Genomic DNA, 24,124 nt, shown 5'->3' with positions numbered 1-24,124 from the left:
TTTCAGGATTTCCGGTTACCAGAGCGTACGCACCCTCGGTGCGCGCCATTTTGCAACCGGTTCAATCATCAGCGCATGCAGCGCCCAGACCAGCGCATCCACCCTGTCGGGGGATCCGCGGCCCTCATATCCCTGCACCGTCATCCGGCACATCTGGTCTTCCAGCGCCTCAAGGCCCGGCATGTGCCGGACACGCCCCTGCTCATAGAGGGCTGCAATCGGTTCAGCCCGGGCAGATTTGCCACGGCTTGCGTGCACGGCCGTGATCGGCACCAGCGGATCAACCTGCCGCAACACTTCCTCAACCATCTGACCGCCCTGGTTCACCTCGGCAACCAGACGATCCGCACCATAAAGCTCCATGGCCTCAATCGCAGCCCGCGCCCATGCGGACGGGCTGGCGCCTGCTACCGTGCAATCGGCAAGGACCACGGCGCGCCAGTCCTGCGGTGGCCCCTGCATGGTCACACCGGCCACAACGATCCCGCATTCATCTGACGACGCGCTGCCCGTTGTCGACGGATCAAGCGCCACGACAATCCGGTCCAGCGCCTGGGTGTCTCTGACCCGGCAGGCTTCAATGCCCGCGGTTGTCCAGAGCGCCCCTTCCGCGTCCTCCAGCAGCACACCGTCCAGTTCCTGGCGGCCAAGCCGTGTCCCGGCATAGCGGGTCCGGACCTCTTCGAGGAAGGAAGACGCCAGATTGGCTGCATTCGCTTCTGTCGGTGCATGGGTCACAACCGTAGAAGGTGCCTTCAGCAAGTCTTTCAGAACACCAACATTCCGCGGTGTGGTTGTCACGCAGACCTGCGGTTTATCTCCAAGCCGCAGCGCAAACTGCAGCATATCCCAGGTGTCTTCGGCCTTTTTCCACTTGGCCAGCTCATCAACCCAGGCCGCATCAAACTGCGGGCCCCTCAGCCCCTCCGGGTCAAAGGCAGAATGAACCGTGGCAATGGCCCCATTGGGCCAGACCAGACGTTTGCGCCCGGCTTCCCAGACGGGCCGTCTGTCGGGCGGCGAGCAGGCAAGGATGCCGCTGTCGCCAAAAATCATCACTTCGCGCACCTGGTCCACGGTCTCCCCAACCAGGGCCACACGGCGCGCGCGCCCCTCATCGAGCGGCATCGCTCCCTCAACCTGTGACCGGACCCATTCGGACCCTGCACGGGTTTTACCCGCACCACGTCCGCCCATGATCACCCAGGACCGCCAGTCCCCTTCGGGCGGCAGCTGATGCGGCATGGCCCAGAACTCAAAAAGATAAGGGAGAGCCAGAAGCTCTCCCTCACTCAGTTCATTCAGGAAGCTCTCCTGCACCTCGCGTGCAGCGGAGCCGATCCAGCTTGCACCCGATGTCAGCCCGTGCTTTTTCAAGGTCGAGGGCATAGCCCCCGCGGGCGATACCGGCGGTTTTGGTTCGGCATTCGACAAGGCGGTTCTCCACTTCCTGGCAGGTTCTCAGCAGCGACGTCGCCGACGCCACCGTTTTACTGCCCTGCGTCGTCTGAAAATCGTCACCTGCGCGGACCTTTTCTTTGAGGTCTTCAAGTTCTTTACGCAGATCTTTGATGGATCCGATCACGGATTTCAGCAAATCTTCAGATTGCGACGCTACGTGCTCCGGGGTCATTAAGGTCATTCAGGTTCTACCTCTCATGCGCGTAGGTCTCCGCACGAGAAAAACGAAAAAACGACCCGTCGGGATCACTCCCGGGGTCGTTTGCCCATTTCTTCCAGCATGTCACAAGTTATACGGGAGACCGTTCGCAAAGTCAAGAAAAATCACGTCAAGTCAAATAGTTGACCGTACGGTGCCATTAACCTTTTCCAGCAGCAGCACCGAAAAAACCGCTTTGAGCCCAGCGTTTCAAGGGCATTCAACTGTCCCGCAGGAACCCCGTCTCCGGGTCAGTTGCTGCTCTGCTGCTCGCGCCGTTCCGCTTCGATTTTACGCCACTCGGCCACGTTGCGGTTATGCTCCTGAAGCGTTTCGGCAAAGGCGTGACCGCCGGTTCCGTCCGCCACAAAGAAGATATAGGGCGTCTCCAGCGGCTGTGCGGCTGCCTCGAGACTGGCAAGCCCCGGATTGGCAATCGGTGTCGGTGGCAACCCTTCGATCACATAGGTGTTCCAGGGCGTCGCGGCCCGCAGTTCGCTCTGCCGCAGACCCCGGCCCAGCGTGCCGCGTCCTTCGGTCACGCCATAGATCACCGTGGGGTCCGTCTGCAGCCGCATACCGCGGTTCAGGCGGTTCACAAAAACGCTGGCCACCTGCCCGCGCTCCTCAGCCACGCCTGTTTCCTTTTCGATGATCGACGCCAGAACCAGCAGTTCTTCGGGCGTTTCCACCGGCAGGTCATCCGCCCGCGCTTCCCAGACCGCTGCAACGCGACCGGCCTGCGCATCCGACATGCGCGCAATCACCTCTGAGCGGGTATCACCGGGGCGTACTTCATAGCTGTCGGGGGCCAGCGCACCTTCGGGCGGCAGTTCGGCAACTTCACCCTCCAGCACATCCATCGCCTTGAGGCTCTCCACCACCTGCCAGCTGGTGACACCTTCGGCCAGCGCAATCCGGAAGCGGGTACCAGCGTTGTTCTTGCGGTCCAGATAGACCTCCGGAGCGGCATCCTCGGCCGGGTTAAACGATGCTTTCTCCTCGAACCGGCCGGACACCGGGTCCAGCTCCCGCAGTTGGACATTCACGCGGCTCACACCCACACGGTACACCACCTCGGTGCCACAGGTGCTGGCCCCGCCACGGGTCACCACATCCACGATATTGGACATCGACGCACCGGGTTCGACCAGATAGCTGCCCGCTTTCAGCTGCGATGACTTGTCCGCATAATCCGCGCCGATGCGGAACAATGTGGCGGAACTGACGGCACCCTGCGCTTCGAGCTGTTCGCTCACACGCCGCATGTTCGTGCCGCGGTTCACCTGGACACAGACCGCCTCAGCCAGCGGCCCAGCGCCCTGATACTGTCTCTGTCCCCAGAGGATCACGCCGCCCATCAGAAAGAGCAGCACAATAAGTGCCGTCACCGCATTGGATGCGATATGTCGCCACATCAGCTGACTTTCCCGAAGACAACACTCGCGTTGGTGCCGCCGAAACCAAAGGAGTTGGACAGGGCGACATTGATCTCGCGTTCGCGTTTCGCATTGGGCGCCAGGTCAATCGGTGTCTCAACCGCAGGGTTGTCCAGGTTGATGGTGGGCGGTGCCACCTGGTCGCGGATCGCCAGGATCGAGAAAATCGCCTCAATCGCGCCCGCTGCACCCAGCAGGTGGCCGGTTGCGGATTTGGTCGACGACATGGTCACATTGCCCGCGTGATCGCCCATCAGGCGCTCCACAGCGCCCAGCTCGATGGTGTCCGCCATGGTCGATGTGCCATGCGCGTTGATGTAATCCACTTCAGAGGGCTCAACACCGGCGTTGCGCAGCGCATTGCGCATGGAACGCTCGCCGCCCTCGCCGTCCTCAGACGGCGCTGTAATGTGATAGGCATCGCCCGAGAGGCCATAGCCCAGCACTTCGGCGTAGATCTTCGCGCCGCGCGCTTTGGCATGTTCGTATTCTTCCAGCACCACGATGCCTGCGCCCTCGCCCATAACGAAACCGTCGCGGTCCGCATCATAGGGGCGGCTGGCTTTCTGCGGGTCGTCCCCGCGTTTGGTGCTCAGGGCCTTGCAAGCGTTGAACCCGGCAATGCCGATCTCGCAGATCGCGGCTTCCGCACCGCCTGCGATCATCACATCCGCATCACCGTGCTGGATCAGACGCGAGGCATCCCCGATGGCATGTGCGCCAGTGGAACAGGCCGTAACCACCGAATGGTTCGGTCCTTTGAAGCCGTAACGGATCGACACCTGACCCGAGATAAGGTTGATCAGCGCGCCCGGCACAAAGAACGGCGACACGCGGCGCGGGCCTTTTTCGTGCATCATCACTGCCGTGTTGGCGATGGAATTCAGACCACCAATACCGGAGCCGATCAGCACGCCGGTGCGCTCTAGGCTCTCTGCGTCATCGGGTGTCCAGCCTGCATCCTCAACCGCCTGCTGTGCCGCGGCCATGCCGAACAGGATAAAGGTATCGACCTTACGCTGTTCTTTGGGCTCCATGTATTTACCGGCATCAAACGTACCGTCGCTGCCGTCGCCCAATGGCACTTCACAGGCGTATTGTGTGACCAGCTTGCTGGCGTCAAAGCCTGTGATCGGCCCGGCACCGGACTGTCCGTCCAGAATACGCGACCAGCTTTCCTCGACGCCATCGGCCAAAGGTGTGACCAGACCAAGCCCGGTGATGACTACTCTGCGCATCGTGATGCCCCCTTCAATTTGGTGCTCCCCATATAGCGAGGAGGCTCTGCTGTGCAAGTCCCGGCGCACGCTGCCCCGCAGCGACCGTCTATTGCGGCGGCCCTTTGCGCACCAGCAGCGTGACCGGATCCCCGTCCAGCTCTGCATCCCGCATATGGCGATAGCCCATCGCCTCCGCAATACGGAAGGATCCGGTATTCTCCGGTGAAATCATGCATACGAGCTGCCCGGTGATCACACGGTCAAACCAGTCATGGGCAGCACGGACCGCCTCCATTCCGAACCCCTCACCATGCGCATCGGGTGCCAGAACCCAGCCCGCCTCGGGAAAACTGTCGAAATCTTCGCCCAGATCACGTTTGGCGTAAAAGAATCCGGCCTGGCCCGACATGTCGGTCGCGCGGTGGCGGTGGATCGCCCACTGCCCAAAACCGGTGATCTGCCAGTGCCCGGCATTGCGCAGAAACGCAGCCCAGGCTTTGCTGCGCGGCCAGGGTTCACCGCCGATATACTCCACTACCTCCGGCATGGACCATATCTCAGCAAACCGGCTGAAATCCTCTGCGCGCATACCGCGCAGGGTCAGGCGCTGTGTATTTATCGTGGGAATCGTGCGCGACATGTCCCGAGCCTCAGAAATACCGGAGCTTTTCGCTCTCTGGGCGTGATGATGGCGCAGGTCGGGGGCCTCTTTCAAGCCCCCCGGAACACCGCGCACAAAAAAGGCGCCTCTCCGCGGGGGAAGGCGCCTTTTGTGCTCACAGACCGGGCGGACCCGGCCCGGACTCAGGATGCTCCGGAGATAAACTTCACCGCATCGCCGAATGTCTGGATGGTTTCGGCCGCGTCATCGGGGATCTCGATGCCGAACTCTTCTTCGAAGGCCATCACCAGTTCAACCGTGTCGAGGCTGTCTGCGCCCAGATCGTCGATGAACGACGCGTTCTCGGCTACTTTGTCTTCTTCAACACCAAGGTGCTCAACAACGATTTTCTTTACGCGATCTGCGATGTCGCTCATATCAATCCCTCATTCTTTCGGGCCATGTCTCAGGCCCCCTTTGGTTGCGACCGCCCCCGCTCTGCAGGATGGTGGCCGCGTATGCCCCAAAAGGGGCGGCTCTTGCCCGGTCCGTCATGACACCTGTCAGAACACCGGGACGGTGACGCCTGCAATTACCGGGGCGTCGATTCCGTTACGCGCTCCCTCTAGCATAAGCTGAAAGGATGGCAAACAGATTGTGCAGGCCCGGTGCGCCCGGACCGGCATGGCTTACAACATGGCCATGCCGCCGTTCACATGCAAGGTTGTGCCGGTGACATAAGACGCCTCTGGGCTCGCCAGATAAAGCACACCGGCGGCAATTTCACCCGGTGTGCCCATGCGGCCCGCCGGGATCTGGCCCATGATACCTGCCTTCTGGTCGTCGGTCAGCTTGTCCGTCATCGCGGTTTCAATAAAGCCGGGTGCCACCGCATTCACCGTGATACCGCGGCTTGCGACCTCATAGGCCAGGCTCTTGGACATGCCGACCATCCCGGCCTTTGAGGCCGCATAATTCGCCTGACCGGGGTTGCCGGTGGCGCCAACCACGGACGAGATGTTCACAATCCGGCCCCAGCGCGCCTTCATCATGCCGCGCATCACGCCTTTGCACAGGCGGAAGGTCGCCGTCAGGTTCACGTTCAGCACCGACTGCCATTCTTCATCTGACATGCGCATGAACAGGTTATCGCGGGTAATGCCCGCATTGTTCACCAGAATATCAACCGATCCCATCGCCTCTGTGGCCTGTTTCGGCAGCGCGTCCACCGCGTCCATATCGCTGAGGTTACAGGGCAGCACATGTGCGCGCTCGCCCAGCTCGGCCGCCAGCGCCTCAAGCGGCTCTGTGCGGGTCCCGGACAGACCGACGGTGGCCCCGGCGGCATGCAGGCTGCGCGCAATCTCGGCACCGATACCGCCTGAAGCACCGGTCACCAGCGCATTTTTTCCTGTCAGATCAAACATTTTTCTCTCCCGCTCAGGCCTCAAGGGCCGCTTTGATGTCATCCGGCGCGCCGATATTCCGTGTACCCGCTTCTTTTGCAATCCGGCGGATCATGCCGCTCAGCGCCTTGCCTGCGCCGATTTCCCAGAATGCTGTCACACCATTCTGCGCCATCCAGGACACCGAAGAACTCCAGCGCACCTGACCGGTCACCTGTTCAATCAGCAACCTGCGGATTTCCGCCGGATCGGTCACCGCTTCGGCGGTCACATTCGCCACCAGCGGCACAGCGGGCGCATTCATCGTGACCGTCTCCAGCGCTTCGGCCATCTTTTCGGCGGCAGGTGCCATCAGTTCGCAGTGGAACGGTGCCGACACCGGCAGCATCAGCGCGCGTTTCGCTCCCGCCTCCTTGGCCAGCACACAGGCGCGCTCAACAGCCGCTTTGGTGCCAGAGACCACGTTCTGCGCGGGATCATTCTGGTTCGCGACCTGACAGACCCCGTCTTCGGCTGCATCAGCCGCAACCTGCGTGACCGTATCGAAATCGAGCCCCAGCACGGCGGCCATCGCGCCCTCACCCACCGGCACCGCCTGTTGCATGGCCAGCCCGCGTGTACGCAGCAGGCGTGCCGCATCCGCCACCGAAAAGGTGCCCGCCGCCGCCAGCGCGGAATATTCGCCCAGCGAGTGACCGGCCACGTGGCTCACCTTGTCCAGCCCCAGACCTTCGGCCTCCAGTGCGCGCAAAGCGGCCATGGAGGTGGCCATCAGCGCGGGCTGCGCATTCTCGGTCAGCGTCAGCGTCTCAATATCGCCTTCCCAGATCAGAGCACTCAGCTTTTCCCCCAGCGCCTCATCAACCTCGTCAAAAACAGCCTGTGCCGCGGGCCAGGCCTCGGCCAGCGCACGGCCCATGCCGATGGTCTGGGCACCCTGCCCGGGAAAAACAAATGCGATGCTCATATCTCACGCCCCTTATTTTCTGTTACTGCATGGATTAGCCTGCCCGCACGTCAAGGGCAACGCTGCCGCGCGCATTCTCTGTGCGTGAGGGCAGATTGTGGTGACAGCATCAATGCTTACCCTATGTTCACCAATGACCCGACCGGAGAGCTGAAATGCCCCTGACCAATACTGCCACGCACTATGGTGGCGTGACCAAAACCTTTCACTGGCTGACCGCCCTGCTGATCATCACGCTGATCCCGCTGGGTATTTATGCAAACGGTCTGCCCTACGACACATCCGAAGAACTGGCGCGCAAGGCGTGGCTGTTCTCGCTGCACAAAACGCTGGGGGTGACGGTGTTCTTTGTGGCCCTCGCGCGCATCGCCTGGGCGCTGAGCCAGCCGAAACCCGCGCTGCTGCACCCGGACCGCAAACTCGAAAGCCTTGCGGCAGAAACCGTGCACTGGCTTCTTTATGGCTCGCTTCTGCTGGTGCCGCTGTCAGGCTGGATCCACCACGCGGCAACCGCCGGGTTCGCGCCGATCTGGTGGCCTTTTGGTCAGAACCTGCCGCTGGTGCCCAAATCGGAAAGCCTGGCCGCCACAACCGCCGGTCTGCACATCGTGTTTGAGCGGGTGCTTGCGGCCTCCATCCTGCTGCATGCGGCAGGTGCACTGAAGCACCACCTGATTGACCGCGACAGCACCCTGCGCCGCATGCTGCCAGGACGCCCGGTGGTGCCGGATGTGACCGGAGCGCACCGCGTGGTCCTGCCCGTTCTGGCCGCCCTCGTGATCTGGGCGGGTGCCCTCGCCACCGGTTCAGCGCTTAGCGTTTATGATCAGCACGGCGACACCGTTCAGGCCGCCGCACTGGAGGATGTGCAGTCCGACTGGGCCGTTGAGGACGGCACCCTCTCGATTGTCGTGAAACAGCTCGGCTCTGATGTCACAGGCAGCTTCGCTGACTGGACCGCAGCCATCAGCTTTGACGAGACAGTGACCGAAGGGCCCGCAGGCAGCGTCGATGTGACCATCTCGGTGGGCTCCCTGACCCTCGGCTCTGTGACATCGCAAGCCCTGGGCGCGGATTTCTTCAATGCAACCGCTTTCCCGACCGCGCAGTTCACCGCCGATATCCTGCGCACGGATGGCGGTTACGTGGCAGAGGGCACCCTGACCATCAAAGAGGCCAGCGCCCCGGTTACCCTGCCCTTTACACTGGACGTGGCGGATGGTGTCGCGGTCATGCAGGGTGAAACGACGCTCGACCGCCGCGACTTCGCCATCGGCGACAGCCAGAAAGACGAAAGCTCGCTGGGGTTCAGCGTCGGCGTCACTGTGAACCTGACCGCTACAGAAGGCTGACCGCCCCGACCCTGCACGGGCCGCAACAAAAAACCCCGCCGGTCCGGACCGGCGGGGTTTTTCTTTTCAGTGAGGTGGCGGATCAGCCTGCCTTCATCGCCTCGATGGAGATGATGACCTCAACTTCGTCGCTCACAAACGGTGCGAAAGCGCCCAGACCAAAGTCAGACCGCAGCACGGTTGTGGTTGCGTCAAACCCGGCCCAGGGCTTGCCTGCCTGCGGGTGATCGCCTGTCTGGTTGAGCTTTGCGTCCAGAACGACGGACTTTGTCGTGTCGTTCATGGTCAGATCGCCGGTGATTTTCGCGGTATTGTCGCCGGTCACTTCGATACCGGTCGATGTGAAGGTGATCATGTCGCCTTCTTCAGCGCCAAAAAAGTCATCGGACATGAAATGCCCTTCGCGCTTTTCCCAGCCGGTGAACATGCTCATCACGGGCATGGCAACGGTTACGGACGATGCTGCGGGGTTGTCCTGGTCGAACATGATCTCGCCCTCAAAGCCCGAGAACATGCCGTAGGTTGTGGAAAAGCCAAGGTGGTTATAGCTGAAGACGACCTGGCTGTGGCTGGCGTCCAACACATACTTCTCAGCAGCGGTTGCCATGGATGCAGCAGCCGTCAGTGCGGTCGCAAGGATAAGGGATTTCATAGTATATCTCCGGGTTGGGTCACTGTGGTGCAAACATGGCACCGCATTACCCGAAGACAATCAGTCAGAATTCAACAGAACGTGCGCGCAGGTGAACAACCGGCGGTGATCCGCTCAGAGCTTGCCTGCCACGCGCAGGGCTGTCACCAGCGAACGGTGCGCAACACGATCAGTCGCGGCCACCTCGGCCAGCAGCGTGTCATTGCGGCCCCAGAGCTGCACATGCGCCCCACAGTTTTCCACGCGGGTCAGATCCTGAAAGCTGCAGCGGTCCAGCACCCAGCGATCACGGCCACGGGTCCGGACCAGACGCACCTCGTGGCGGATCGTGTCGATCTCAACGCGCGGTGCATTCGGGCGTACAGCGCTTTGCAGAAAGGCAATGCCCGCCATGCCGCCCACAACGGATGCCAGCAGCTTGATCAGCATCAGATCCTGGCTCCAGTCGGCGCCCGGTGCCACCCAGAGGCCTACGGCTGTGAGAACAAGAGCGGCTCCGACCAGACCCAGCGCGCCGCGCAGGACCATACGCCCTCCATCGAGCATACGTGCGGGTTGTGGGGCAATGGCTTTGAAGCCGGCAGCATTCGTGGCACTGATCATGTCGGTCATCCTCATCCTGGTTAACAAAGAGTTAACGGGCCAAAAAAGACCGGAATATGACGCGAAACGGGCTGTGCCGGGGCGATTTCCCGGCACGCGTGCATGGTATCAGCCGTGTCCGCAACGGTACTTGCGCTGTGGCACAGACCGTGTATATGCAGCACTTCCTTCTGCAACTATCTGAACCGCGCAGTCTCTCGTGGCCGGGCCGCAGAAGGGTAATGGCCCTGCCTTTGAAATGCGCCCTGATATAAATGAGGAGTTCGCATGCCACTCTATGAGCATGTCATGATCGCGCGTCAGGATCTGTCCAACACGCAGGCCGAAGGGCTGATCGAACATTTTGGTGCTGTCCTGTCCGACAACGGCGGGTCGCTCGTGGATCACGAGTACTGGGGCGTCAAAACGATGGCCTACAAGATCAACAAAAACCGCAAGGGCCACTACGCCTTCCTGCGCTCGGATGCTCCGGCACCGGCCGTTCAGGAGATGGAACGCCTGATGCGTCTGCATGACGATGTCATGCGTGTTCTGACCATCAAGGTCGACGAACACGCAGAGCTGCCGTCGGTGCAGATGCAGAAACGTGACGACCGCGACGGTCGCCGCGAGCGCCGTTGATCAACCTGAGCAAGAGGACATAACCCATGGCCGCAAAACCATTTTTCCGCCGTCGCAAGGTCTGCCCCTTCTCGGGCGACAATGCGCCGAAGATCGACTACAAGGACACACGTCTGCTGCAGCGCTACATCTCTGAGCGCGGCAAGATCGTCCCGTCCCGTATCACCGCAGTCTCTGCCAAGAAGCAGCGCGAACTGGCCCGTGCCATCAAGCGCGCCCGTTTCCTGGCCCTGCTGCCCTACGCTGTGAAGTAAGGAGAACATCATGCAGGTTATCCTTCTCGAACGCGTCGCCAAACTTGGCCAGATGGGCGAAGTCGTGGACGTCAAGCCGGGCTACGCCCGTAACTTCCTGCTGCCCCAGGGCAAAGCGCTGTCCGCTTCCAAAGCCAACATCGAAGCCTTTGAAGCGCAGAAAGCACAGCTTGAGGCCCGCAACCTTGAGACCCGCAAAGAAGCCGAGTCTCTGGCCGAGAAACTGAACGGTCAGCAGTTCATCGTGATTCGCTCCGCATCGGACTCCGGCTCGCTTTATGGCTCCGTCACCACCCGTGACGCAGCAGAAGCCGCCACCGAGGCCGGTTTCTCCGTGGACCGCAAGCAGGTTGTTCTGGCACCGATCAAAGACCTCGGTCTGCATTCGGTTCAGATCGTTCTGCACCCCGAAGTTGACGCCACCATCGAGCTGAACGTTGCCCGTTCGCCCGAAGAGGCAGAGCTTCAGGCCTCCGGCAAATCCATTCAGGAACTGGCCGCTGAGGAAGAAGCAGCAGCAGACTTCGAAATCCAGGAACTCTTCGACGACATCGGCGCCGCGGCGTCTGACGACGAAGACCTGGCAGAAGCTGCCGGCGTTGCAACCGAGGACGCAGGCGAAGACGCCGCCTCCGGCGATCAGGAAGACACAGCTGGCAAGGCGTGACCCCCCTGACAGTCTGAATATTGGAAACGCCGCTCCTTTCGGGGGCGGCGTTTTTCTTTTGCGTGCAGGGTTCCCGGAGTGCGCGAATTGACGCAAGTTCTTGTCCCGGCCGCGCGGCACCCCAGATACCTGACTGAAAGGGAAAGGTATCCATGACTGACATTACTCCGAACGACGACCAGGCTCTGTTCCAGCACACTGAGCCAAAGGATTTCAAAGACCGTTTCGCGCTGAAGCTGGTGAAATTCATGCGCGTTTTCGCCGACCGTTTTTTCGCAAAGCGTTACGGGCACCGCGCCGTGGTTCTGGAAACAGTGGCGGCCGTGCCCGGTATGGTGGGCGGCCTGCTGCAGCACCTCAAGGCGCTGCGCACCATCCGCGATGATGAAGGCTGGGTGCGTGAGCTGCTCGACGAGGCCGAGAACGAGCGTATGCACCTGATGACCTTCATTGAGGTGGCACAGCCCAGCCGCATGGAGCGCTATCTGATCATGGGCGGTCAGGCGGTGTTTTTTAACCTCTACTTCTTCCTCTATCTCTTTGCGCCACGCACCGCTCACCGCGTCGTGGGCTATCTCGAGGAAGAGGCGGTGATCAGCTACACGCAGTATCTGGCAGAGGTCGACGCGGGATCGGTCGAAAACGTGCCTGCCCCGCAGCTGGCCATCGACTACTGGAAACTGGGCGACGCCGCGACCCTGCGCGATGTGATTATTGCCGTGCGCGCCGACGAGGCAGGCCACCGTGACCGGAACCACGAAATGGCCGACGAACTGGCGGCCTGACGGGTCTGCCCCGGAAACAAAGAAGCGCCGCGACCTTGCACGGGACGCGGCGCTTTCCGCTGGCGATCGTCGCCAGCCCCTCCCCAAGGGTTCGGAGTTGTCAGTCGCGGGTCGTCATCAACTTCCAGATCAGTGCGCCAATGACAGCACCCGCCAGCGGTGCCAGCCAGAAAAGCCACAGCTGCTCCATCGCCGGTCCTTCGGCGAAGAGAGCCACGCCAGTGGACCGCGCAGGGTTCACAGAGGTGTTGGAGACCGGAATGGAGATCAGGTGGATCAGTGTGAGGCCCAGACCGATGGCTACCGGCGCTGTTCCTGCAGGTGTACCCGCGGATGTGGCGCCAAGGATGATCACCAGAAAGAATGCAGTCATCACCACTTCGGTCAGCAGGACGGCCATCATGGAATAGCCCTGAGGCGATGCCGCCCCATAGCCGTTGGAGGCAAACCCGCCCGGCCCTTCATAGCCTGCACCACCCGATACAATGATATAGAGCACCAGAGCCGCCGCAAACGCACCCACAGTCTGGGCAACCCAGTAGGACAGCAGATCGCGAGCCGGAAACCGCCCGCCGATCATCAGGCCCAGCGACACGGCCGGATTGAAGTGACCGCCCGAGATGTGGCCCACAGCATAGGCCATCGTCAGGACCGTCAGGCCAAAGGCGAAGCTGACGCCCAGCCAGCCGATCCCCACATCCGCGACGCCCGCCGCCAGTACCGCGCTGCCGCAGCCCCCCAGCACAAGCCAGAAGGTGCCGAAGAACTCGGCCATCAGTTTCTTTGTCATGTCCACGCCCTGTCTGATTTTTTGTTTGGACGGACGTTACCCGGACGAAACCTGAAATTTGCGGGGAAAAGAAAAGGGCCGGCGTCACAATGAACGCCGGCCCCCGATCGGAAAACGGTGATTCCGTTTATTCGTCGTCGAGCGCCTCAACGGCTTTCTGCAGGTCGTCCTTGCTAACTTCCTTGTCGGTCACGGAGGCACCCTCAAAGATGTGGTCCACGACCTTGTCCTCAAAGAGCGGCGCGCGCAGCTGCTGCTGCATCTGCTGGTTCTGCTGCACAAACTCAAAGAACTGGCGTTCCTGGCCCGGGTACTGGCGCGCCTGCGCCATGATCGCCTGGGTCATCTCGGCGTCAGTGACCTCAACCTCGGCCTTCTGACCGATCTCGGCCAGCAGAAGACCCAGACGCACGCGGCGCGATGCCAGCTTTTTGTGCTCATCTGTAGCTTCGATTTCCGGGTGGTCGTGGCCTTCCACATCCGGATTTTCCTCGTGCCAGAGCTGGTGCGCGATCTGGCCAGCTTCGGCATCAACCAGCGCGGGCGGCAGGTCGAAATCAACCATGTCGTCCAGCGCGTCCAGCAGCGAACGCTTCATCACCGCACGTGCGGCTCCGGCGTATTCGGCTTCCAGGCGCTCGGAAATCTGACCCTTGAGCGCGTCCAGATCCTCGGCACCGAACTTGGTGGCCAGTTCGTCGTTGATCTCGGCGGCAACCGGCTGTTTGACCTCTTTGATGGTGCAGTCAAACACCGCCTCTTTGCCTTTGAGGTTCTCGGCCTGGTAATCTTCGGGGAAGGTCACCGTCACGGCTTTTTCCTCGCCCGCTTTCACGCCGGTCAGCTGATCTTCGAAACCCGGAATGAAAGAGTTGGAGCCCAGCACCAGCGGGTAATCTTCGGCGGAACCGCCGTCAAAGGCCTCACCGTCGACCTTGCCGACGAAATCCATAACGACCTGGTCGCCGTCTTTGGCTTTGGAGCCTTTCTTGCGGGCTTTGAAGTCCTGCGCGGTTTCGGCCAGGTTGCCCAGCGCCTCATCGATGGCTTCCTGCTCAGCCTTCACGACCATTTTCTCAAGCTTCACAGCAGAGAAATCAACTTCCGGGATCTCCGGCAGCGCCTCATAGGACATCTCAACTTCGACGTCGTCGCCTTCTTTCCAGTCCTCGTTGGTCATCTTGACCTGCGGCTGCATCGCCGGACGGTCACCGGATTTCTCAAAGTGCTCGTTCATCGCGCCGTCGATGCTTTCCTGCATCGCTTCGCCCATGACACGCTGGCCGAACTGCTTTTTCAGCAGCGCCATCGGTACCTTGCCTTTGCGAAAGCCCTTCATCTCAACTTCGGGCTGTGCCTCGGCCAGCTTTTCGTTGACCTTCTCCTCCAGCTCGGCCGCGGTGACCTTGATGGCATAGCCGCGTTTCAGACCTTCGTTCAGCGTCTCTGTGACCTGCATGTGTGCTCCATAAGAATAGGGCGCGCCGCCCGGGGCGCGCGTCGGTTTGCGCCCTTCTAAGTGGGACGGGCACAAGGTGCAAGAGGCGCTTTGCGTGCATGCGGATCGGGGGGCGCCGGGCGGTCAGCGGCCGGCCGGGCCAGGGGCGCTGCGGCCCTGTATCGCGGCGGCTGTGGTGCGGGCGGGGAGACTCGAACTCCCACACCTTGCGGCGCCAGAACCTAAATCTGGTGCGTCTACCAATTCCGCCACGCCCGCACATCGGACCAGCCGGTCCGCGTCCGTCTCCTAGCAAACCAGTCGCACGCTGGCGAGAGCAAAAAATTTCGTGGCTGTTAAGCAGTTGTTATCCAGTCCGCGTACAGACTGATTATAGTTAATGGCAAGGACGGGTTATGTCTGCACAGGAACATCCGGAGCATACACGAGGCAACACAGCAACCGCCACCTGCGCACTCGCAGAAAACACTGCATCAGGCCTCGTTCATGGCGCGCGTGTCCTGACACTGCGTGGCGAGGTTCCGGTACAGTCTCTGGTGCCGGGCGACCGCCTCGTCAGCCCCGGTGCCGTGATGGCCGAAGTCCGGCGCATCGAGATGAACAGCGTGATCGCCCGTGGTGTCTATGTCATTGCCGGATCGCTGGGTCATGCCAGGCGCTCGTCTGATACTCTGCTGGCCGCCGGACAGCCGGTGCGCATCCGTGACTGGCGTGCGATGGCCTTCACCGGACTGCGGTCTGCATGGATGCCGGCGCTCAGTCTGGTTGACGGTGAATATGTGCGCGACATCGGGCTGGCGCCAATGACGCTTTACCGGATCTATTGCAATGGCGCGAAGGTTCTCTGTGCCGATGGCATGGAAGTGGGTTCCGGCGAAGTTTATGCCGAGGCGCCTTTTGCCAGCGCCCGCTAAGCCTGAAGACCCCGCAGAACACCGGGCAGCGCCTCCGGCAGATCTTCCGCAATAAGCCCCGGGCCAAACGCGCGCGCGGCCTCGGTATGCAGCCAGACGGCGGCTTCGGCCGACGGGAGCAGATCAGGCGACAGCGGTGAGGACGCCACACCGGCAATCGCACCGGCCAGCACATCCCCCGCCCCTGCGGTGGCAAGCCAGGGGACCGCACGATCGTAACAGGCCGCATGCAGACAGGCTGCGCCATCGGGTGATGCAACCACCGTATCCGCCCCTTTGAGCAGCACAACACAGCCTGCCCGCGCAGCGGCCGCGCGCACCGCATCCACTTTGGACATGCTGCCCCGTTCCGACTGGCCCAGGTCCGGGAACAATCGCGCAAATTCCCCCTCATGCGGGGTCAGAATGGTGCGCGCGTGCACGGTCTCAAAAAGGGCATCGGGGTCCTCCGCAAAGCTGGTCAGCGCATCCGCATCCAGAACAACGCAAGGATTGCGCCCGCCGTGTGCGCCTGTCCCGCGGCGCAGCACCGCGCGCACCATGTCGCGGGTCCGCGCGCCGACCCCCATAGCAGGGCCAACGCAGAACCCGCTGACCCGGTCGTCAGCAACCTGCGCAAGCGACGCCGGATCATCCAGCCCCCGCAGCATCACCGCATCCAGCCGCATGGCGTTTTCCTGCAGCGCGGCCCTGGGGCAGACCAGCGTAACCAGCCCCGCACCAATCCGCAGTGCCGCCCGCGCCGCCAGTCGCCCTGCACCACCACGCCCGACACCGCCCGCAAACACCATGACGTGACCGTAATCGTACTTGTGGGCGCCCCCCCGCATTTTCGGCAGTTGCGACAGTGGCCAGTCCGGATCGGGTGCACCGGGGGAAGCTGTGCGGGCAGACAGGCGCAGGGTACCCGGTGCGGTGACAGATGCACCGTCCCTGCCAACACCGATGTCCACAACGACAACCTCGCGGCAGACTGCCGGGCCCATCGCCAGGTAATGCCCCGGCTTGGGTGTCTGAAAAGTGACGGTCAGGTCGGCCACGTTTACACCGGTCACGCCCGCTGCCTCCTGCGGAACGTCGCCGGTGTCGAGGTTCAGCCCCGACGGACAGTCCACTGCCACTTTTCGCACTTCCGGCGCTCCGGGCCACGCCGCACACATATCGTGATCCAGCACCTCCGCCACCGCGCGCGGCAGGGCCCGCGTCAGTCCGATGCCAAACACCGCGTCAATCATCAGATCCGGCGCGGGACCGGCTGCGACCTCTGCGCGCTGCATGGGCCGCACGTCCCCCATGGCTGACCATCGGTCAAAATTCGTGCGCGCATCCGGCGGCAGGCGGTCTGCCTCACCAAAGAGGTTCACAGCACACGCCCAGCCCCGCTCCGCCAGCAGGCGCGCAATCACAAACCCGTCGCCACCGTTGTTGCCCGGACCGCAGAGAACCACCGCCCTGCCCGGCGTTTCGGCCATGTCGGGCCACCTGGCGAATACCGCGTCGACAACGCCCTGCCCGGCCCGTTCCATCAGTTCCAGACCGCTCACCACACCGGAATCGATGGCCTGCTTTTCGAGGTTGCGCATCTGTTCTGCCGTCAGCAATTCGGTCATTTCAGTCCCGGCGATTCAGTTTCGATTAAAAAATGTGCAATATGCCCAAAATTCGCGCGCGCCTGCGCCAAAATTATCCGCACTCCCCCCGATGATACGGCAATCCATGGACGCTGCCAGAGCTAAATGATCTGAGCGACGTGGACTGCGGCAAGGGAGGCCAGGATGAAGAAAATCGAAGCTGTCATCAAACCATTCAAGCTCGACGAGGTGAAGGAAGCCCTTCAGGACGTCGGCGTCCAGGGCCTGTCTGTGATCGAGGTCAAGGGGTTTGGCCGCCAGAAGGGGCACACTGAACTGTACCGCGGCGCTGAATACGTTGTCGATTTCCTGCCCAAGGTCAAAATTGAGATCGTGCTGGACGACGACATGGTCGACGCCGCCATTGACGCCATCGTATCGGCCGCGAAAACCGAGAAAATCGGCGATGGCAAGATTTTCGTGACACCCGTCGAACAGACGATCCGGATCCGCACAGGCGAGACCGGGTCTGACGCTCTGTAAGACCTTGCGCGCAAACACATTCATTCCAACCAGGAGGGATATCCGAGAATGAGCAAAGAACTGATCAAGATGATTGCCGATGAGGACGTGGCCTACGTCGACATCCGCTTTACCGACCCGCGCGGCAAACTGCAGCACGTCACCGTGATCGCAGACCAGGTCGATGAGGACTTCCTTGAGGAAGGTTTCATGTTTGACGGCTCCTCCATCGCTGGCTGGAAGTCCATCGAAGCCTCCGACATGAAGCTGATGCCCGACGTGGACAGCGCTTATATCGACCCGTTCTATGCTGAAAAAACCGTTTGTCTGCACTGCTCCATTGTTGAGCCGGACACCGGTGAAGCCTATGAGCGTGACCCGCGTTCGACCGCCCAGAAAGCGGAAGCCTACCTGAAATCCTCCGGCATCGGCGATGTGGCCTACTTCGGTCCCGAGGCGGAATTCTTCCTGTTTGACGACGTAAAATTCTCCAACACCATCAACAAAGTATCCTACGAAGTTGATGCTGTGGACGCGTCCTGGAACACAGATACCGACTACGAGATGGGCAACATGGGCCACCGTCCGGGCGTCAAGGGCGGCTATTTCCCGGTCAACCCGACAGACGAATCCCAGGACCTGCGCTCCGAGATGCTCTCGACCATGAAGCGTCTGGGCATGAAGGTCGACAAACACCACCACGAGGTTGCGTCCTGTCAGCACGAGCTTGGTCTGATCTTTGACAGCCTGACAAAACAGGCCGACGAGCTGCAGAAATACAAATACGTGATCCACAACGTGGCCCACGCCTACGGCAAATCCGCCACCTTCATGCCCAAGCCGATCTATGGCGACAACGGCACCGGCATGCACTGCAACATGTCGATCTGGAAAGACGGCAAGCCGCTCTTTGCAGGCGACAAATACGCGGATCTGTCCGATGAGGCCCTGTGGTTCATCGGTGGTATCCTCAAGCACGCCAAAGCACTGAACGCTTTCACCAACCCGTCCACAAACTCCTACAAGCGTCTGATCCCGGGCTTCGAAGCGCCGGTGCTGCGCGCCTATTCCGCACGTAACCGCTCTGGTTGTGTACGTATTCCGTGGACCGAAAGCCCGAAAGCCAAGCGCGTCGAGGCCCGTTTCCCCGATCCGGCGGCAAACCCCTACCTGTGCTTTGCTGCGCTCCTGATGGCCGGCCTTGACGGCATCAAGAACAAGACCGATCCGGGCGAAGCCATGGACAAGAACCTCTATGATCTGCCCGCCGAAGAGCTGGCCGGTATCCCCACTGTCTGCGGCAGCCTGCGCGAAGCGGTTGAGGAGCTGGAAGCCGACATGGACTTCCTGCTGGCCGGTGATGTCTTCACCAAAGACCAGATCGAAGGCTACATCGAGCTCAAGATGGAAGAGATCGAGACATACGAACACACACCCCACCCGGTTGAGTTCGGCATGTACTACAGCTGCTGATCTGACGATCAGCGGGGGTGTTCAGAAAGCACCTGCATCAGATAAAGGCGTCCCTCCGGGGGCGCCTTTTTCATACGTACGACCTGCAGTTGATTAAAGCGGCCCGGCTGGTGCATCATTAACCTTATTTAATGATGATTTTTCAGGAGCCCGGTTATGACACTGTTTTTCACCCGCCGTGCGTATAACGCATCCACAAAAAAATTTACGCGCAACACCGCGACGCTGACCCGGTATGTGCAGCTGACCAGCGGGCCCGACAGCCGGGGGCGCTGGAGCGGTGGGACCATCAGTCAGTCGGACTGGCTGGCGCAGGTGCGCGCCGAGGGCGATACCAATGAGATCACGATCTATGTGCATGGCTTCAACACCAACCAGTCGGATATGCTGCGCCGTCTCGCAAAAATACGTAAAGGTCTGAAAGATAACGGGTATCGGGGCGCACTTATTGCCTGGGACTGGCCCAGTGATGGTGGCATTTTCTCCTATGACCACGACAGAAACCGCGTCAAGGAAACCGCGCATTTCATGTTCTCGGACGGCATTCTGCCGCTGCTGAAAACGTCGCCCCGGCCGAAGATCAACCTGATCGCCCATTCCATGGGGGCCTATGCTGTGCTGCGGGGGCTGTCGGTGTTTGACGATGCGGCGGGTCCGGGCTCCGGTGCCTGGAAGGTTAACGAGATCACCTTTGCCTCGGCCGATGTCGCGCGCAAATGGCTGGGCCGGGGGGCCTGGGCCGCCCTGCTGCTCAGGCACCGCTGCAAGCGTTTCACCAATTACTACAGCGGCGAGGATGGCGTTCTGCCCATCTCTGCCTTCACGGACGGGTTCCGCAAACGTGCGGGGCGCGATGGCCTTCCTGTGGCCACGGAATCCAACCAGTTCGATGTGAACTGCACCGCCCAGTTCCTGCGCGACGTGCCCTCCGGCAAGCGGACCAAAGCGCGGTCGCACCGCTGGTGGTTTGAGAACGATGCCTTTTACCGCGATCTCTGTCTGACCATCGGCGGCACCGCCGCAGATGCCATGCCGACGCGTGATGATGGCCCGCACGGTGACTTTATCCTCGACGACTGACCGGGCACCGGCCCCGACGGCGTCAAAACACTTGCAGAACCGACCTGCCCGCATTATCTGCGCGTTCAGGGCCCATGGCGCCCGCCGTCCGCAACTCCGGTGAAGCCATGATCTGACATTCGGTTTCTGATCCCTCAGGGTCGCACATGATACCGGCAATGCGGACACCTGGTGTTCTTCTGCGACTTACAGAGGACAGAAAAATGGATATCTCTCTCCCCTCACGGGATGCGCTCAAAGCGCAGGCAAAACGGTTGCGGCAAAAGCTCGCCGCCGACGGCACCAATGTATCGCATTCTCAGGCGCTCGAAGCTGTGGCCCATCAGTGGGGCGCACGCGACTGGAACACGCTCTCCGCCCGGGCCGGAACGGCCCCCACAAAGGGGTACAGCCCCGGTCAGCGGGTGTCCGGGCGTTACCTCGGTCACCGGTTTACCGGCGTTGTCAAAGCGGCCGAGCGCCGCTCCCAGGGCTACTGGCGTCTGGTGCTGCGCTTCGATGCGCCTGTCGATGTGGTCAGTTCAGAGCGGTTCTCTGCCCTGCGCCGGCAGGTCACGGCGGTCATTGATGCGACCGGGCGCAGTCCGCAGAAAACCTCGGATGGTGTGCCCCATGTCGTTCTGGCCGACCACTGGTCGGCCGGATGACGATGGCCGTCAGGGCTCTGCCGGAGCCCGCCCGCCCCTTGCAGCCCACCGGCCCGGCAGATAGCACGGGCCGGTGATCACACTGGACAACATCATCAAAGACCGCGGGTCAAAATACGCGGTATCGGGTGCGCCCTGCACCTGCGCCGCTGACGCTCGCGCGCTGGTCAGTGATCTCTCCCGGAAAAAGAAATTCGCAAAGGCCACGCATAACACCTGGGCGCTGCTGACGGATGACGGCCCGCTCAAAAATGACGATGGCGAGAGCGGAGCCGGCATGGTCATTCTGCGCATGCTGGAGCGCGAAGACCTGCGCAATCATCTGATCATTGTCACCCGCTGGTTCGGCGGCAAACATCTTGGCGGTGACCGGTTCCGGCATGTTCAGGACGCGGTGCGCATCTATCTCGATCAGCTCTGAGCGGCAGCCGCCGCAGGTACCACCCAGGTGTGGATCGAAAAGATGACCGCCCGGCTGGTGGCCAGGCGCAGGATGCACTGCCGTTCAGCCCGCACATACGGTGCCGTATCCGGATTGACCGGGGCGCGTGGCGGATCGGTCTCGCTGAAGGGCTGGAAAAGCTCCGCGCTGTCATAGCGCAGCCAGTTGTTGCGCCAGAGCGGCCGGCCCGGCTGCACCCCGTCAAAGAGGCGCTGAACCCGTGCCGCAATGCCTGCGTCATAAGAGGCGACCGGCACATGTATCCTGGTCAGTGGCTTGCCCGCTTTCTCCGCCAGCGTCCAGCCTGCCGGAAAACACAGCACCGCACCGGTCAGCACATGCTCGTCGCCCTCTTTCTGCAGAACGCAGATGTCTTCCTGGACAATCTGGCCCAGCACGGCCAGCGGACTGTCCGCGCCCGTGTCCACCACGACCCCGTCCGGACAGGTCACCCGGCTGCCCTCAACGCGGAACCCCAGCCCCGGCAGAACCGCCAGCGCCTCGCGCAGCACTTCGCGGGCCGCCTCACCGGCGCGCGCGCTTTCAAACAGCACATCGTCCCGCCACTCCGCCAGACGCGCCCGCTTCTGCGCCATCTGCCCCGCATAGGCCTCATCCACACGCAGCCAGTCTGCCGCCCCCAGCGGGGCCACACCGGGCAACCGCCCGTCCGCACGCATCTCTGCAGGCAGCGCTTTCTGAAGCACAGAATCCATGCACACACCCTGCCAATCCGCCCCCGCCCTGACAATCCGCCGCCCGCAGTGCCTGCGAAAAACGACACCCCCCCTGGTCGGTAACAGAAAAACGCCCCCGGTTTTTTTCACTCAGACTGACCGCAGAAGGAGCGCACCATGAACACGCATTACCGCGACACGCGCAAAATCGACCCGAACCGCGGGGCCACGCTGGGCGACGGCAGCCCCAATGATATGGACCGCGTGGAAATCGGACCCACGCAGCTGGCGTTCCGTGAATGGGAAGCCGCCGGCCTCGAGCTGCCGAACCTCGAACGCATGCGCGCCTTCCGCCACCGCCGCCTGACCGACCACATCGTTGCCCGCGGCTACGCCGGTCTGCTGATGACCGACCCGCTCAACATCCGCTACGCCACCGACAGCACCAATATGCAGCTTTGGAACACCCACAACCCCTTCCGTGCCGTGCTGCTCTGTGCCGACGGCTACATGGTCATGTGGGACTACAAGAACTCGCCTTTCTTAAGCAAATTCAACCCCCTGGTGCGCGAACAGCGCTCCGGCGCCGACCTCTTTTACTTCGACCGCGGTGACAAAGTGGATGTTGCCGCAGACAGCCTCTCCAACGAAATCCGCGTGCTGCTGGCCGAACACGCGCCCGGCCTGAAACGCCTCGCCTGCGACAAGATCATGCTGCACGGCCTGCGCGCGCTCGAGGCCCACGGCTTCGAGGTCATGGACGGCGAGGAGGTCACCGAAAAATCCCGCTCGGTCAAAGGCCCCGACGAGATCCGCGCCATGCGCTGCTCCAGCCACGCCTGTGAAACCGCCGTGCGCCTCATGGAGGACTTCACGCGGGAAAACGTCGGCGACGGCGTCACCTGCGAGGATGACATCTGGGCCATCCTGCACGCTGAAAACATCCGCCGCGGTGGTGAATGGATCGAAACCCGCCTGCTCGCCTCAGGCCCCCGCACCAACCCCTGGTTCCAGGAATGCGGCCCCCGCATCTGCCAGCCCAACGAAATCATCTCCTTCGACACCGACCTCGTGGGCCCCTACGGCATCTGCACCGACATCTCGCGCAGCTGGTGGATCGGCCCGGACAAACCGCGCCCCGACATGATCTACGCCATGCAGCACGGCGTCGAACACATCATGACCAACATGGAAATGCTGAAACCGGGCGTCATGATCCCCGAGCTTTCGGCGAACACCCACGTGCTCGACCCGCAGTTCCAGAAACTGAAATACGGCTGCCTGATGCACGGCGTCGGCCTCTGTGATGAATGGCCGCTCGTGGCCTACCCTGATATGGCGGTCGAGGGCGCCTACGACTACCCGCTGGAGCCGGGCATGTGCCTGTGTGTTGAAGCGCTGGTCGGCGAAGAAGGCGGCGATTTTTCGATCAAACTGGAGGATCAGGTGATCATCACCGAAACCGGCTACGAGCGCCTGACCACCTACCCGTTTGATGACGCGCTGATGGGTCGGTAGGAGGGTACCGTCCTGTGTCGTTCCCGGGTCATAGATTGCAATCAGCCCAAACTGGACATTCATGCAGTGACCTTTGACGATCGGGAAACGGACTTACCCGACTTCGATTCACTCTGTATCGCAAAGGTTAAGACAGTTCGTTCTTATCGCGCCAATTTTTCTAACATCTGACATGACACAGAGCCTGCTCGACAATTTGATGTCAGTTCTTCAAGTGCGGCCTCCAATGCTCTCAGCTCGGCGATTTTGGAACGAACCTCGTCCAGATGGCGGGTGCCGATACGCTGAACGGCAGCGCAGTCTTCGTTTTCGCCTTCTGACAATGACAAAAGATTTTTTGCCTCAGCAATTGTGAAGCCAAGATCACGGCATCGCCTGATAAAACGGAGCCGCCCAACGTCCTTTTCGGAGTACACACGCCTCCCGTTGGAAGCGCGGCGCGGCAAAGGCACGACACCTTCGCGCTCGTAATATCGGATTGTCTCTATAGATACGCCGCTCCGCCTTGCCGCCTCACCAATCGCGATCATGTGAACATTTTCCTTATTGATCCTGTAGTAGCTACAGGATGCATATTGGCTTTCATGGAAACAAGCATCGAAAATACGCCCGTCGAAGGCAAAAAGGGTCCGAGCCGCATCCTGATCGGCGCGGCAGGCATGCTGGCGCTATTGTCTGCCTCTTGCTGTGTTTTGCCCGTTGGGTTCTCGATCATTGGCCTTGGCGGTACATGGCTTTTATATCTTGGCCCATTTGTGGCTTATCGAGTGCCAATTGTAATCGCCGTGGGCTTGGCTCTTCTTT

The 24,124-nt window shown here is 61.4% G+C and carries 27 protein-coding genes and 1 tRNA gene; 12 read left to right on the top strand and 16 right to left on the bottom strand.

Annotation, left to right across the window (positions count from 1 at the left end):
- Window positions 1-15: 15 nt before the first annotated feature.
- The 8 genes from AB4K19_RS05275 to fabD form a co-directional block, all read right to left on the bottom strand.
- Window positions 16-1,389 (bottom strand): DNA-packaging protein, encoded by a 1,374-nt coding sequence (locus AB4K19_RS05275; RefSeq protein WP_436399281.1) that lies wholly within the window; start codon window positions 1,387-1,389, stop codon window positions 16-18.
- Complete coding sequence (locus AB4K19_RS05270; protein ID WP_436399280.1) at window positions 1,298-1,633, bottom strand: hypothetical protein; 336 nt, start codon at window positions 1,631-1,633, stop codon at window positions 1,298-1,300. The genes AB4K19_RS05275 and AB4K19_RS05270 overlap by 92 nt, the downstream gene beginning before the upstream one ends.
- A 278-nt stretch (window positions 1,634-1,911) precedes the next feature.
- The gene (gene mltG, locus AB4K19_RS05265) at window positions 1,912-3,078 is read right to left on the bottom strand and encodes an endolytic transglycosylase MltG (protein WP_375227410.1); all 1,167 of its coding nucleotides are present in this window, start codon (window positions 3,076-3,078) and stop codon (window positions 1,912-1,914) included.
- A complete protein-coding gene (gene fabF / locus AB4K19_RS05260; RefSeq protein ID WP_375227409.1) occupies window positions 3,078-4,337 on the bottom strand; it encodes a beta-ketoacyl-ACP synthase II in 1,260 nt (419 codons plus the stop codon). Before fabF ends, mltG begins: the two co-directional genes overlap by 1 nt.
- An 88-nt stretch (window positions 4,338-4,425) precedes the next feature.
- Window positions 4,426-4,959 carry a GNAT family N-acetyltransferase gene (locus AB4K19_RS05255; RefSeq protein ID WP_375227408.1) on the bottom strand — a complete coding sequence of 178 codons (534 nt, stop codon included), beginning with the start codon at window positions 4,957-4,959 and terminating at the stop codon, window positions 4,426-4,428.
- Window positions 4,960-5,123: 164 nt separating this feature from the next.
- Window positions 5,124-5,357 carry an acyl carrier protein gene (locus AB4K19_RS05250; RefSeq protein ID WP_375227407.1) on the bottom strand — a complete coding sequence of 78 codons (234 nt, stop codon included), beginning with the start codon at window positions 5,355-5,357 and terminating at the stop codon, window positions 5,124-5,126.
- Window positions 5,358-5,609: 252 nt separating this feature from the next.
- Window positions 5,610-6,347: a 3-oxoacyl-ACP reductase FabG gene (gene fabG, locus AB4K19_RS05245; protein ID WP_375227406.1), complete on the bottom strand. Its 738-nt coding sequence runs from the start codon at window positions 6,345-6,347 to the stop codon at window positions 5,610-5,612.
- Window positions 6,348-6,360: 13 nt separating this feature from the next.
- Window positions 6,361-7,293 carry an ACP S-malonyltransferase gene (fabD, locus tag AB4K19_RS05240; RefSeq protein ID WP_375227405.1) on the bottom strand — a complete coding sequence of 311 codons (933 nt, stop codon included), beginning with the start codon at window positions 7,291-7,293 and terminating at the stop codon, window positions 6,361-6,363.
- Window positions 7,294-7,448: 155 nt separating this feature from the next.
- Between fabD and AB4K19_RS05235 the strand changes: the two genes are divergently transcribed.
- On the top strand, window positions 7,449-8,645 hold the full coding sequence (locus tag AB4K19_RS05235; RefSeq protein ID WP_375227404.1) for a cytochrome b/b6 domain-containing protein: 1,197 nt from the start codon (window positions 7,449-7,451) through the stop codon (window positions 8,643-8,645).
- 82 nt (window positions 8,646-8,727) lie between these two features.
- Here the strand turns inward: AB4K19_RS05235 and AB4K19_RS05230 are convergent, their stop codons facing one another.
- Complete coding sequence (locus AB4K19_RS05230) at window positions 8,728-9,297, bottom strand: YceI family protein (RefSeq protein WP_375227403.1); 570 nt, start codon at window positions 9,295-9,297, stop codon at window positions 8,728-8,730.
- A 114-nt stretch (window positions 9,298-9,411) separates the two neighbouring features.
- Window positions 9,412-9,900: a hypothetical protein gene (locus AB4K19_RS05225; protein WP_436399279.1), complete on the bottom strand. Its 489-nt coding sequence runs from the start codon at window positions 9,898-9,900 to the stop codon at window positions 9,412-9,414.
- 267 nt (window positions 9,901-10,167) lie between these two features.
- Between AB4K19_RS05225 and rpsF the strand changes: the two genes are divergently transcribed.
- From rpsF to AB4K19_RS05205, 4 genes are all read left to right on the top strand, one after another.
- On the top strand, window positions 10,168-10,521 hold the full coding sequence (rpsF, locus tag AB4K19_RS05220) for a 30S ribosomal protein S6 (RefSeq protein ID WP_375227401.1): 354 nt from the start codon (window positions 10,168-10,170) through the stop codon (window positions 10,519-10,521).
- 26 nt (window positions 10,522-10,547) lie between these two features.
- The gene (gene rpsR, locus AB4K19_RS05215) at window positions 10,548-10,775 is read left to right on the top strand and encodes a 30S ribosomal protein S18 (RefSeq protein ID WP_005982441.1); all 228 of its coding nucleotides are present in this window, start codon (window positions 10,548-10,550) and stop codon (window positions 10,773-10,775) included.
- Window positions 10,776-10,785: 10 nt separating this feature from the next.
- A complete protein-coding gene (gene rplI / locus AB4K19_RS05210; RefSeq protein ID WP_375227400.1) occupies window positions 10,786-11,442 on the top strand; it encodes a 50S ribosomal protein L9 in 657 nt (218 codons plus the stop codon).
- Window positions 11,443-11,594: 152 nt separating this feature from the next.
- Window positions 11,595-12,227, top strand: coding sequence for an alternative oxidase (locus tag AB4K19_RS05205; RefSeq protein ID WP_375227399.1), 633 nt, complete (start codon window positions 11,595-11,597; stop codon window positions 12,225-12,227).
- 100 nt (window positions 12,228-12,327) lie between these two features.
- Here AB4K19_RS05205 and aqpZ read toward each other — a convergent pair whose 3' ends face one another.
- From aqpZ to AB4K19_RS05190, 3 genes are all read right to left on the bottom strand, one after another.
- Window positions 12,328-13,017 (bottom strand): aquaporin Z, encoded by a 690-nt coding sequence (gene aqpZ, locus AB4K19_RS05200; RefSeq protein WP_375227398.1) that lies wholly within the window; start codon window positions 13,015-13,017, stop codon window positions 12,328-12,330.
- 127 nt (window positions 13,018-13,144) lie between these two features.
- Entirely contained in the window at window positions 13,145-14,476 is a 1,332-nt protein-coding gene (gene tig, locus AB4K19_RS05195) for a trigger factor (protein ID WP_436399278.1), read from the bottom strand.
- Between the two features lie 173 nt (window positions 14,477-14,649).
- Window positions 14,650-14,734 (bottom strand) — tRNA-Leu (locus AB4K19_RS05190).
- Between the two features lie 137 nt (window positions 14,735-14,871).
- Between AB4K19_RS05190 and AB4K19_RS05185 the strand changes: the two genes are divergently transcribed.
- On the top strand, window positions 14,872-15,390 hold the full coding sequence (locus AB4K19_RS05185; RefSeq protein WP_375230848.1) for a Hint domain-containing protein: 519 nt from the start codon (window positions 14,872-14,874) through the stop codon (window positions 15,388-15,390).
- On the opposite strand, the gene AB4K19_RS05180 is transcribed toward AB4K19_RS05185, so the two are convergent.
- Window positions 15,387-17,000: an NAD(P)H-hydrate dehydratase gene (locus AB4K19_RS05180; RefSeq protein ID WP_436399277.1), complete on the bottom strand. Its 1,614-nt coding sequence runs from the start codon at window positions 16,998-17,000 to the stop codon at window positions 15,387-15,389. The genes AB4K19_RS05185 and AB4K19_RS05180 overlap by 4 nt on opposite strands.
- A 165-nt stretch (window positions 17,001-17,165) precedes the next feature.
- Here AB4K19_RS05180 and AB4K19_RS05175 point away from each other — a divergent pair, with 165 nt between their 5' ends.
- The 5 genes from AB4K19_RS05175 (at window position 17,166) to AB4K19_RS05155 (ending at window position 21,104) form a co-directional block, all read left to right on the top strand.
- Complete coding sequence (locus AB4K19_RS05175) at window positions 17,166-17,504, top strand: P-II family nitrogen regulator (RefSeq protein ID WP_375230845.1); 339 nt, start codon at window positions 17,166-17,168, stop codon at window positions 17,502-17,504.
- A 48-nt stretch (window positions 17,505-17,552) separates the two neighbouring features.
- The gene (glnA, locus tag AB4K19_RS05170; protein ID WP_436399276.1) at window positions 17,553-18,956 is read left to right on the top strand and encodes a type I glutamate--ammonia ligase; all 1,404 of its coding nucleotides are present in this window, start codon (window positions 17,553-17,555) and stop codon (window positions 18,954-18,956) included.
- Window positions 18,957-19,112: 156 nt separating this feature from the next.
- Window positions 19,113-20,036 (top strand): alpha/beta hydrolase, encoded by a 924-nt coding sequence (locus AB4K19_RS05165; RefSeq protein ID WP_436399275.1) that lies wholly within the window; start codon window positions 19,113-19,115, stop codon window positions 20,034-20,036.
- A gap of 203 nt (window positions 20,037-20,239) precedes the next feature.
- A complete protein-coding gene (locus tag AB4K19_RS05160; protein ID WP_436399274.1) occupies window positions 20,240-20,683 on the top strand; it encodes a glyoxalase superfamily protein in 444 nt (147 codons plus the stop codon).
- A 73-nt stretch (window positions 20,684-20,756) separates the two neighbouring features.
- Window positions 20,757-21,104 carry a YigZ family protein gene (locus tag AB4K19_RS05155; RefSeq protein ID WP_375230842.1) on the top strand — a complete coding sequence of 116 codons (348 nt, stop codon included), beginning with the start codon at window positions 20,757-20,759 and terminating at the stop codon, window positions 21,102-21,104.
- On the opposite strand, the gene AB4K19_RS05150 is transcribed toward AB4K19_RS05155, so the two are convergent.
- Complete coding sequence (locus AB4K19_RS05150; RefSeq protein WP_375230841.1) at window positions 21,095-21,841, bottom strand: heme-dependent oxidative N-demethylase family protein; 747 nt, start codon at window positions 21,839-21,841, stop codon at window positions 21,095-21,097. The two genes, AB4K19_RS05155 and AB4K19_RS05150, sit on opposite strands and share 10 nt — an antisense overlap.
- A gap of 138 nt (window positions 21,842-21,979) precedes the next feature.
- Between AB4K19_RS05150 and dddP the strand changes: the two genes are divergently transcribed.
- Window positions 21,980-23,320 (top strand): dimethylsulfonioproprionate lyase DddP, encoded by a 1,341-nt coding sequence (gene dddP, locus AB4K19_RS05145; RefSeq protein ID WP_436399273.1) that lies wholly within the window; start codon window positions 21,980-21,982, stop codon window positions 23,318-23,320.
- Window positions 23,321-23,463: 143 nt separating this feature from the next.
- Here dddP and AB4K19_RS05140 read toward each other — a convergent pair whose 3' ends face one another.
- Window positions 23,464-23,850 carry a MerR family transcriptional regulator gene (locus tag AB4K19_RS05140; RefSeq protein WP_375230839.1) on the bottom strand — a complete coding sequence of 129 codons (387 nt, stop codon included), beginning with the start codon at window positions 23,848-23,850 and terminating at the stop codon, window positions 23,464-23,466.
- Window positions 23,851-24,124 lie beyond the last annotated feature (274 nt).

This window comes from Roseobacter phycocola, assembly GCF_042055075.2.
Lineage (GTDB): Bacteria > Pseudomonadota > Alphaproteobacteria > Rhodobacterales > Rhodobacteraceae > Roseobacter.
The sequence above is the reverse complement of the archived record's forward strand: the minus strand, read 5'-3'. Positions and strand labels throughout refer to the sequence as shown.

Bases quoted from the DNA above. Each gene is read 5' to 3' on its own strand.
- AB4K19_RS05160 (WP_436399274.1), top strand. From the start codon at position 20,240: ATGGATATCTCTCTCCCCTCACGGGATGCGCTCAAAGCGCAGGCAAAA.
- AB4K19_RS05275 (WP_436399281.1), bottom strand. From the start codon at position 1,389: ATGCCCTCGACCTTGAAAAAGCACGGGCTGACATCGGGTGCAAGCTGG.
- rpsF (WP_375227401.1), top strand. From the start codon at position 10,168: ATGCCACTCTATGAGCATGTCATGATCGCGCGTCAGGATCTGTCCAAC.
- rpsR (WP_005982441.1), top strand. From the start codon at position 10,548: ATGGCCGCAAAACCATTTTTCCGCCGTCGCAAGGTCTGCCCCTTCTCG.
- AB4K19_RS05255 (WP_375227408.1), bottom strand. From the start codon at position 4,959: ATGTCGCGCACGATTCCCACGATAAATACACAGCGCCTGACCCTGCGC.
- AB4K19_RS05270 (WP_436399280.1), bottom strand. From the start codon at position 1,633: ATGACCCCGGAGCACGTAGCGTCGCAATCTGAAGATTTGCTGAAATCC.
- AB4K19_RS05225 (WP_436399279.1), bottom strand. From the start codon at position 9,900: ATGATCAGTGCCACGAATGCTGCCGGCTTCAAAGCCATTGCCCCACAA.
- mltG (WP_375227410.1), bottom strand. From the start codon at position 3,078: ATGTGGCGACATATCGCATCCAATGCGGTGACGGCACTTATTGTGCTG.
- AB4K19_RS05205 (WP_375227399.1), top strand. From the start codon at position 11,595: ATGACTGACATTACTCCGAACGACGACCAGGCTCTGTTCCAGCACACT.
- AB4K19_RS05175 (WP_375230845.1), top strand. From the start codon at position 17,166: ATGAAGAAAATCGAAGCTGTCATCAAACCATTCAAGCTCGACGAGGTG.
- fabD (WP_375227405.1), bottom strand. From the start codon at position 7,293: ATGAGCATCGCATTTGTTTTTCCCGGGCAGGGTGCCCAGACCATCGGC.
- rplI (WP_375227400.1), top strand. From the start codon at position 10,786: ATGCAGGTTATCCTTCTCGAACGCGTCGCCAAACTTGGCCAGATGGGC.
- AB4K19_RS05140 (WP_375230839.1), bottom strand. From the start codon at position 23,850: ATGATCGCGATTGGTGAGGCGGCAAGGCGGAGCGGCGTATCTATAGAG.
- AB4K19_RS05250 (WP_375227407.1), bottom strand. From the start codon at position 5,357: ATGAGCGACATCGCAGATCGCGTAAAGAAAATCGTTGTTGAGCACCTT.
- AB4K19_RS05235 (WP_375227404.1), top strand. From the start codon at position 7,449: ATGCCCCTGACCAATACTGCCACGCACTATGGTGGCGTGACCAAAACC.
- AB4K19_RS05150 (WP_375230841.1), bottom strand. From the start codon at position 21,841: ATGGATTCTGTGCTTCAGAAAGCGCTGCCTGCAGAGATGCGTGCGGAC.
- AB4K19_RS05185 (WP_375230848.1), top strand. From the start codon at position 14,872: ATGTCTGCACAGGAACATCCGGAGCATACACGAGGCAACACAGCAACC.
- fabG (WP_375227406.1), bottom strand. From the start codon at position 6,347: ATGTTTGATCTGACAGGAAAAAATGCGCTGGTGACCGGTGCTTCAGGC.
- AB4K19_RS05230 (WP_375227403.1), bottom strand. From the start codon at position 9,297: ATGAAATCCCTTATCCTTGCGACCGCACTGACGGCTGCTGCATCCATG.
- dddP (WP_436399273.1), top strand. From the start codon at position 21,980: ATGAACACGCATTACCGCGACACGCGCAAAATCGACCCGAACCGCGGG.
- AB4K19_RS05165 (WP_436399275.1), top strand. From the start codon at position 19,113: ATGACACTGTTTTTCACCCGCCGTGCGTATAACGCATCCACAAAAAAA.
- AB4K19_RS05180 (WP_436399277.1), bottom strand. From the start codon at position 17,000: ATGACCGAATTGCTGACGGCAGAACAGATGCGCAACCTCGAAAAGCAG.
- tig (WP_436399278.1), bottom strand. From the start codon at position 14,476: ATGCAGGTCACAGAGACGCTGAACGAAGGTCTGAAACGCGGCTATGCC.
- fabF (WP_375227409.1), bottom strand. From the start codon at position 4,337: ATGCGCAGAGTAGTCATCACCGGGCTTGGTCTGGTCACACCTTTGGCC.
- aqpZ (WP_375227398.1), bottom strand. From the start codon at position 13,017: ATGACAAAGAAACTGATGGCCGAGTTCTTCGGCACCTTCTGGCTTGTG.
- glnA (WP_436399276.1), top strand. From the start codon at position 17,553: ATGAGCAAAGAACTGATCAAGATGATTGCCGATGAGGACGTGGCCTAC.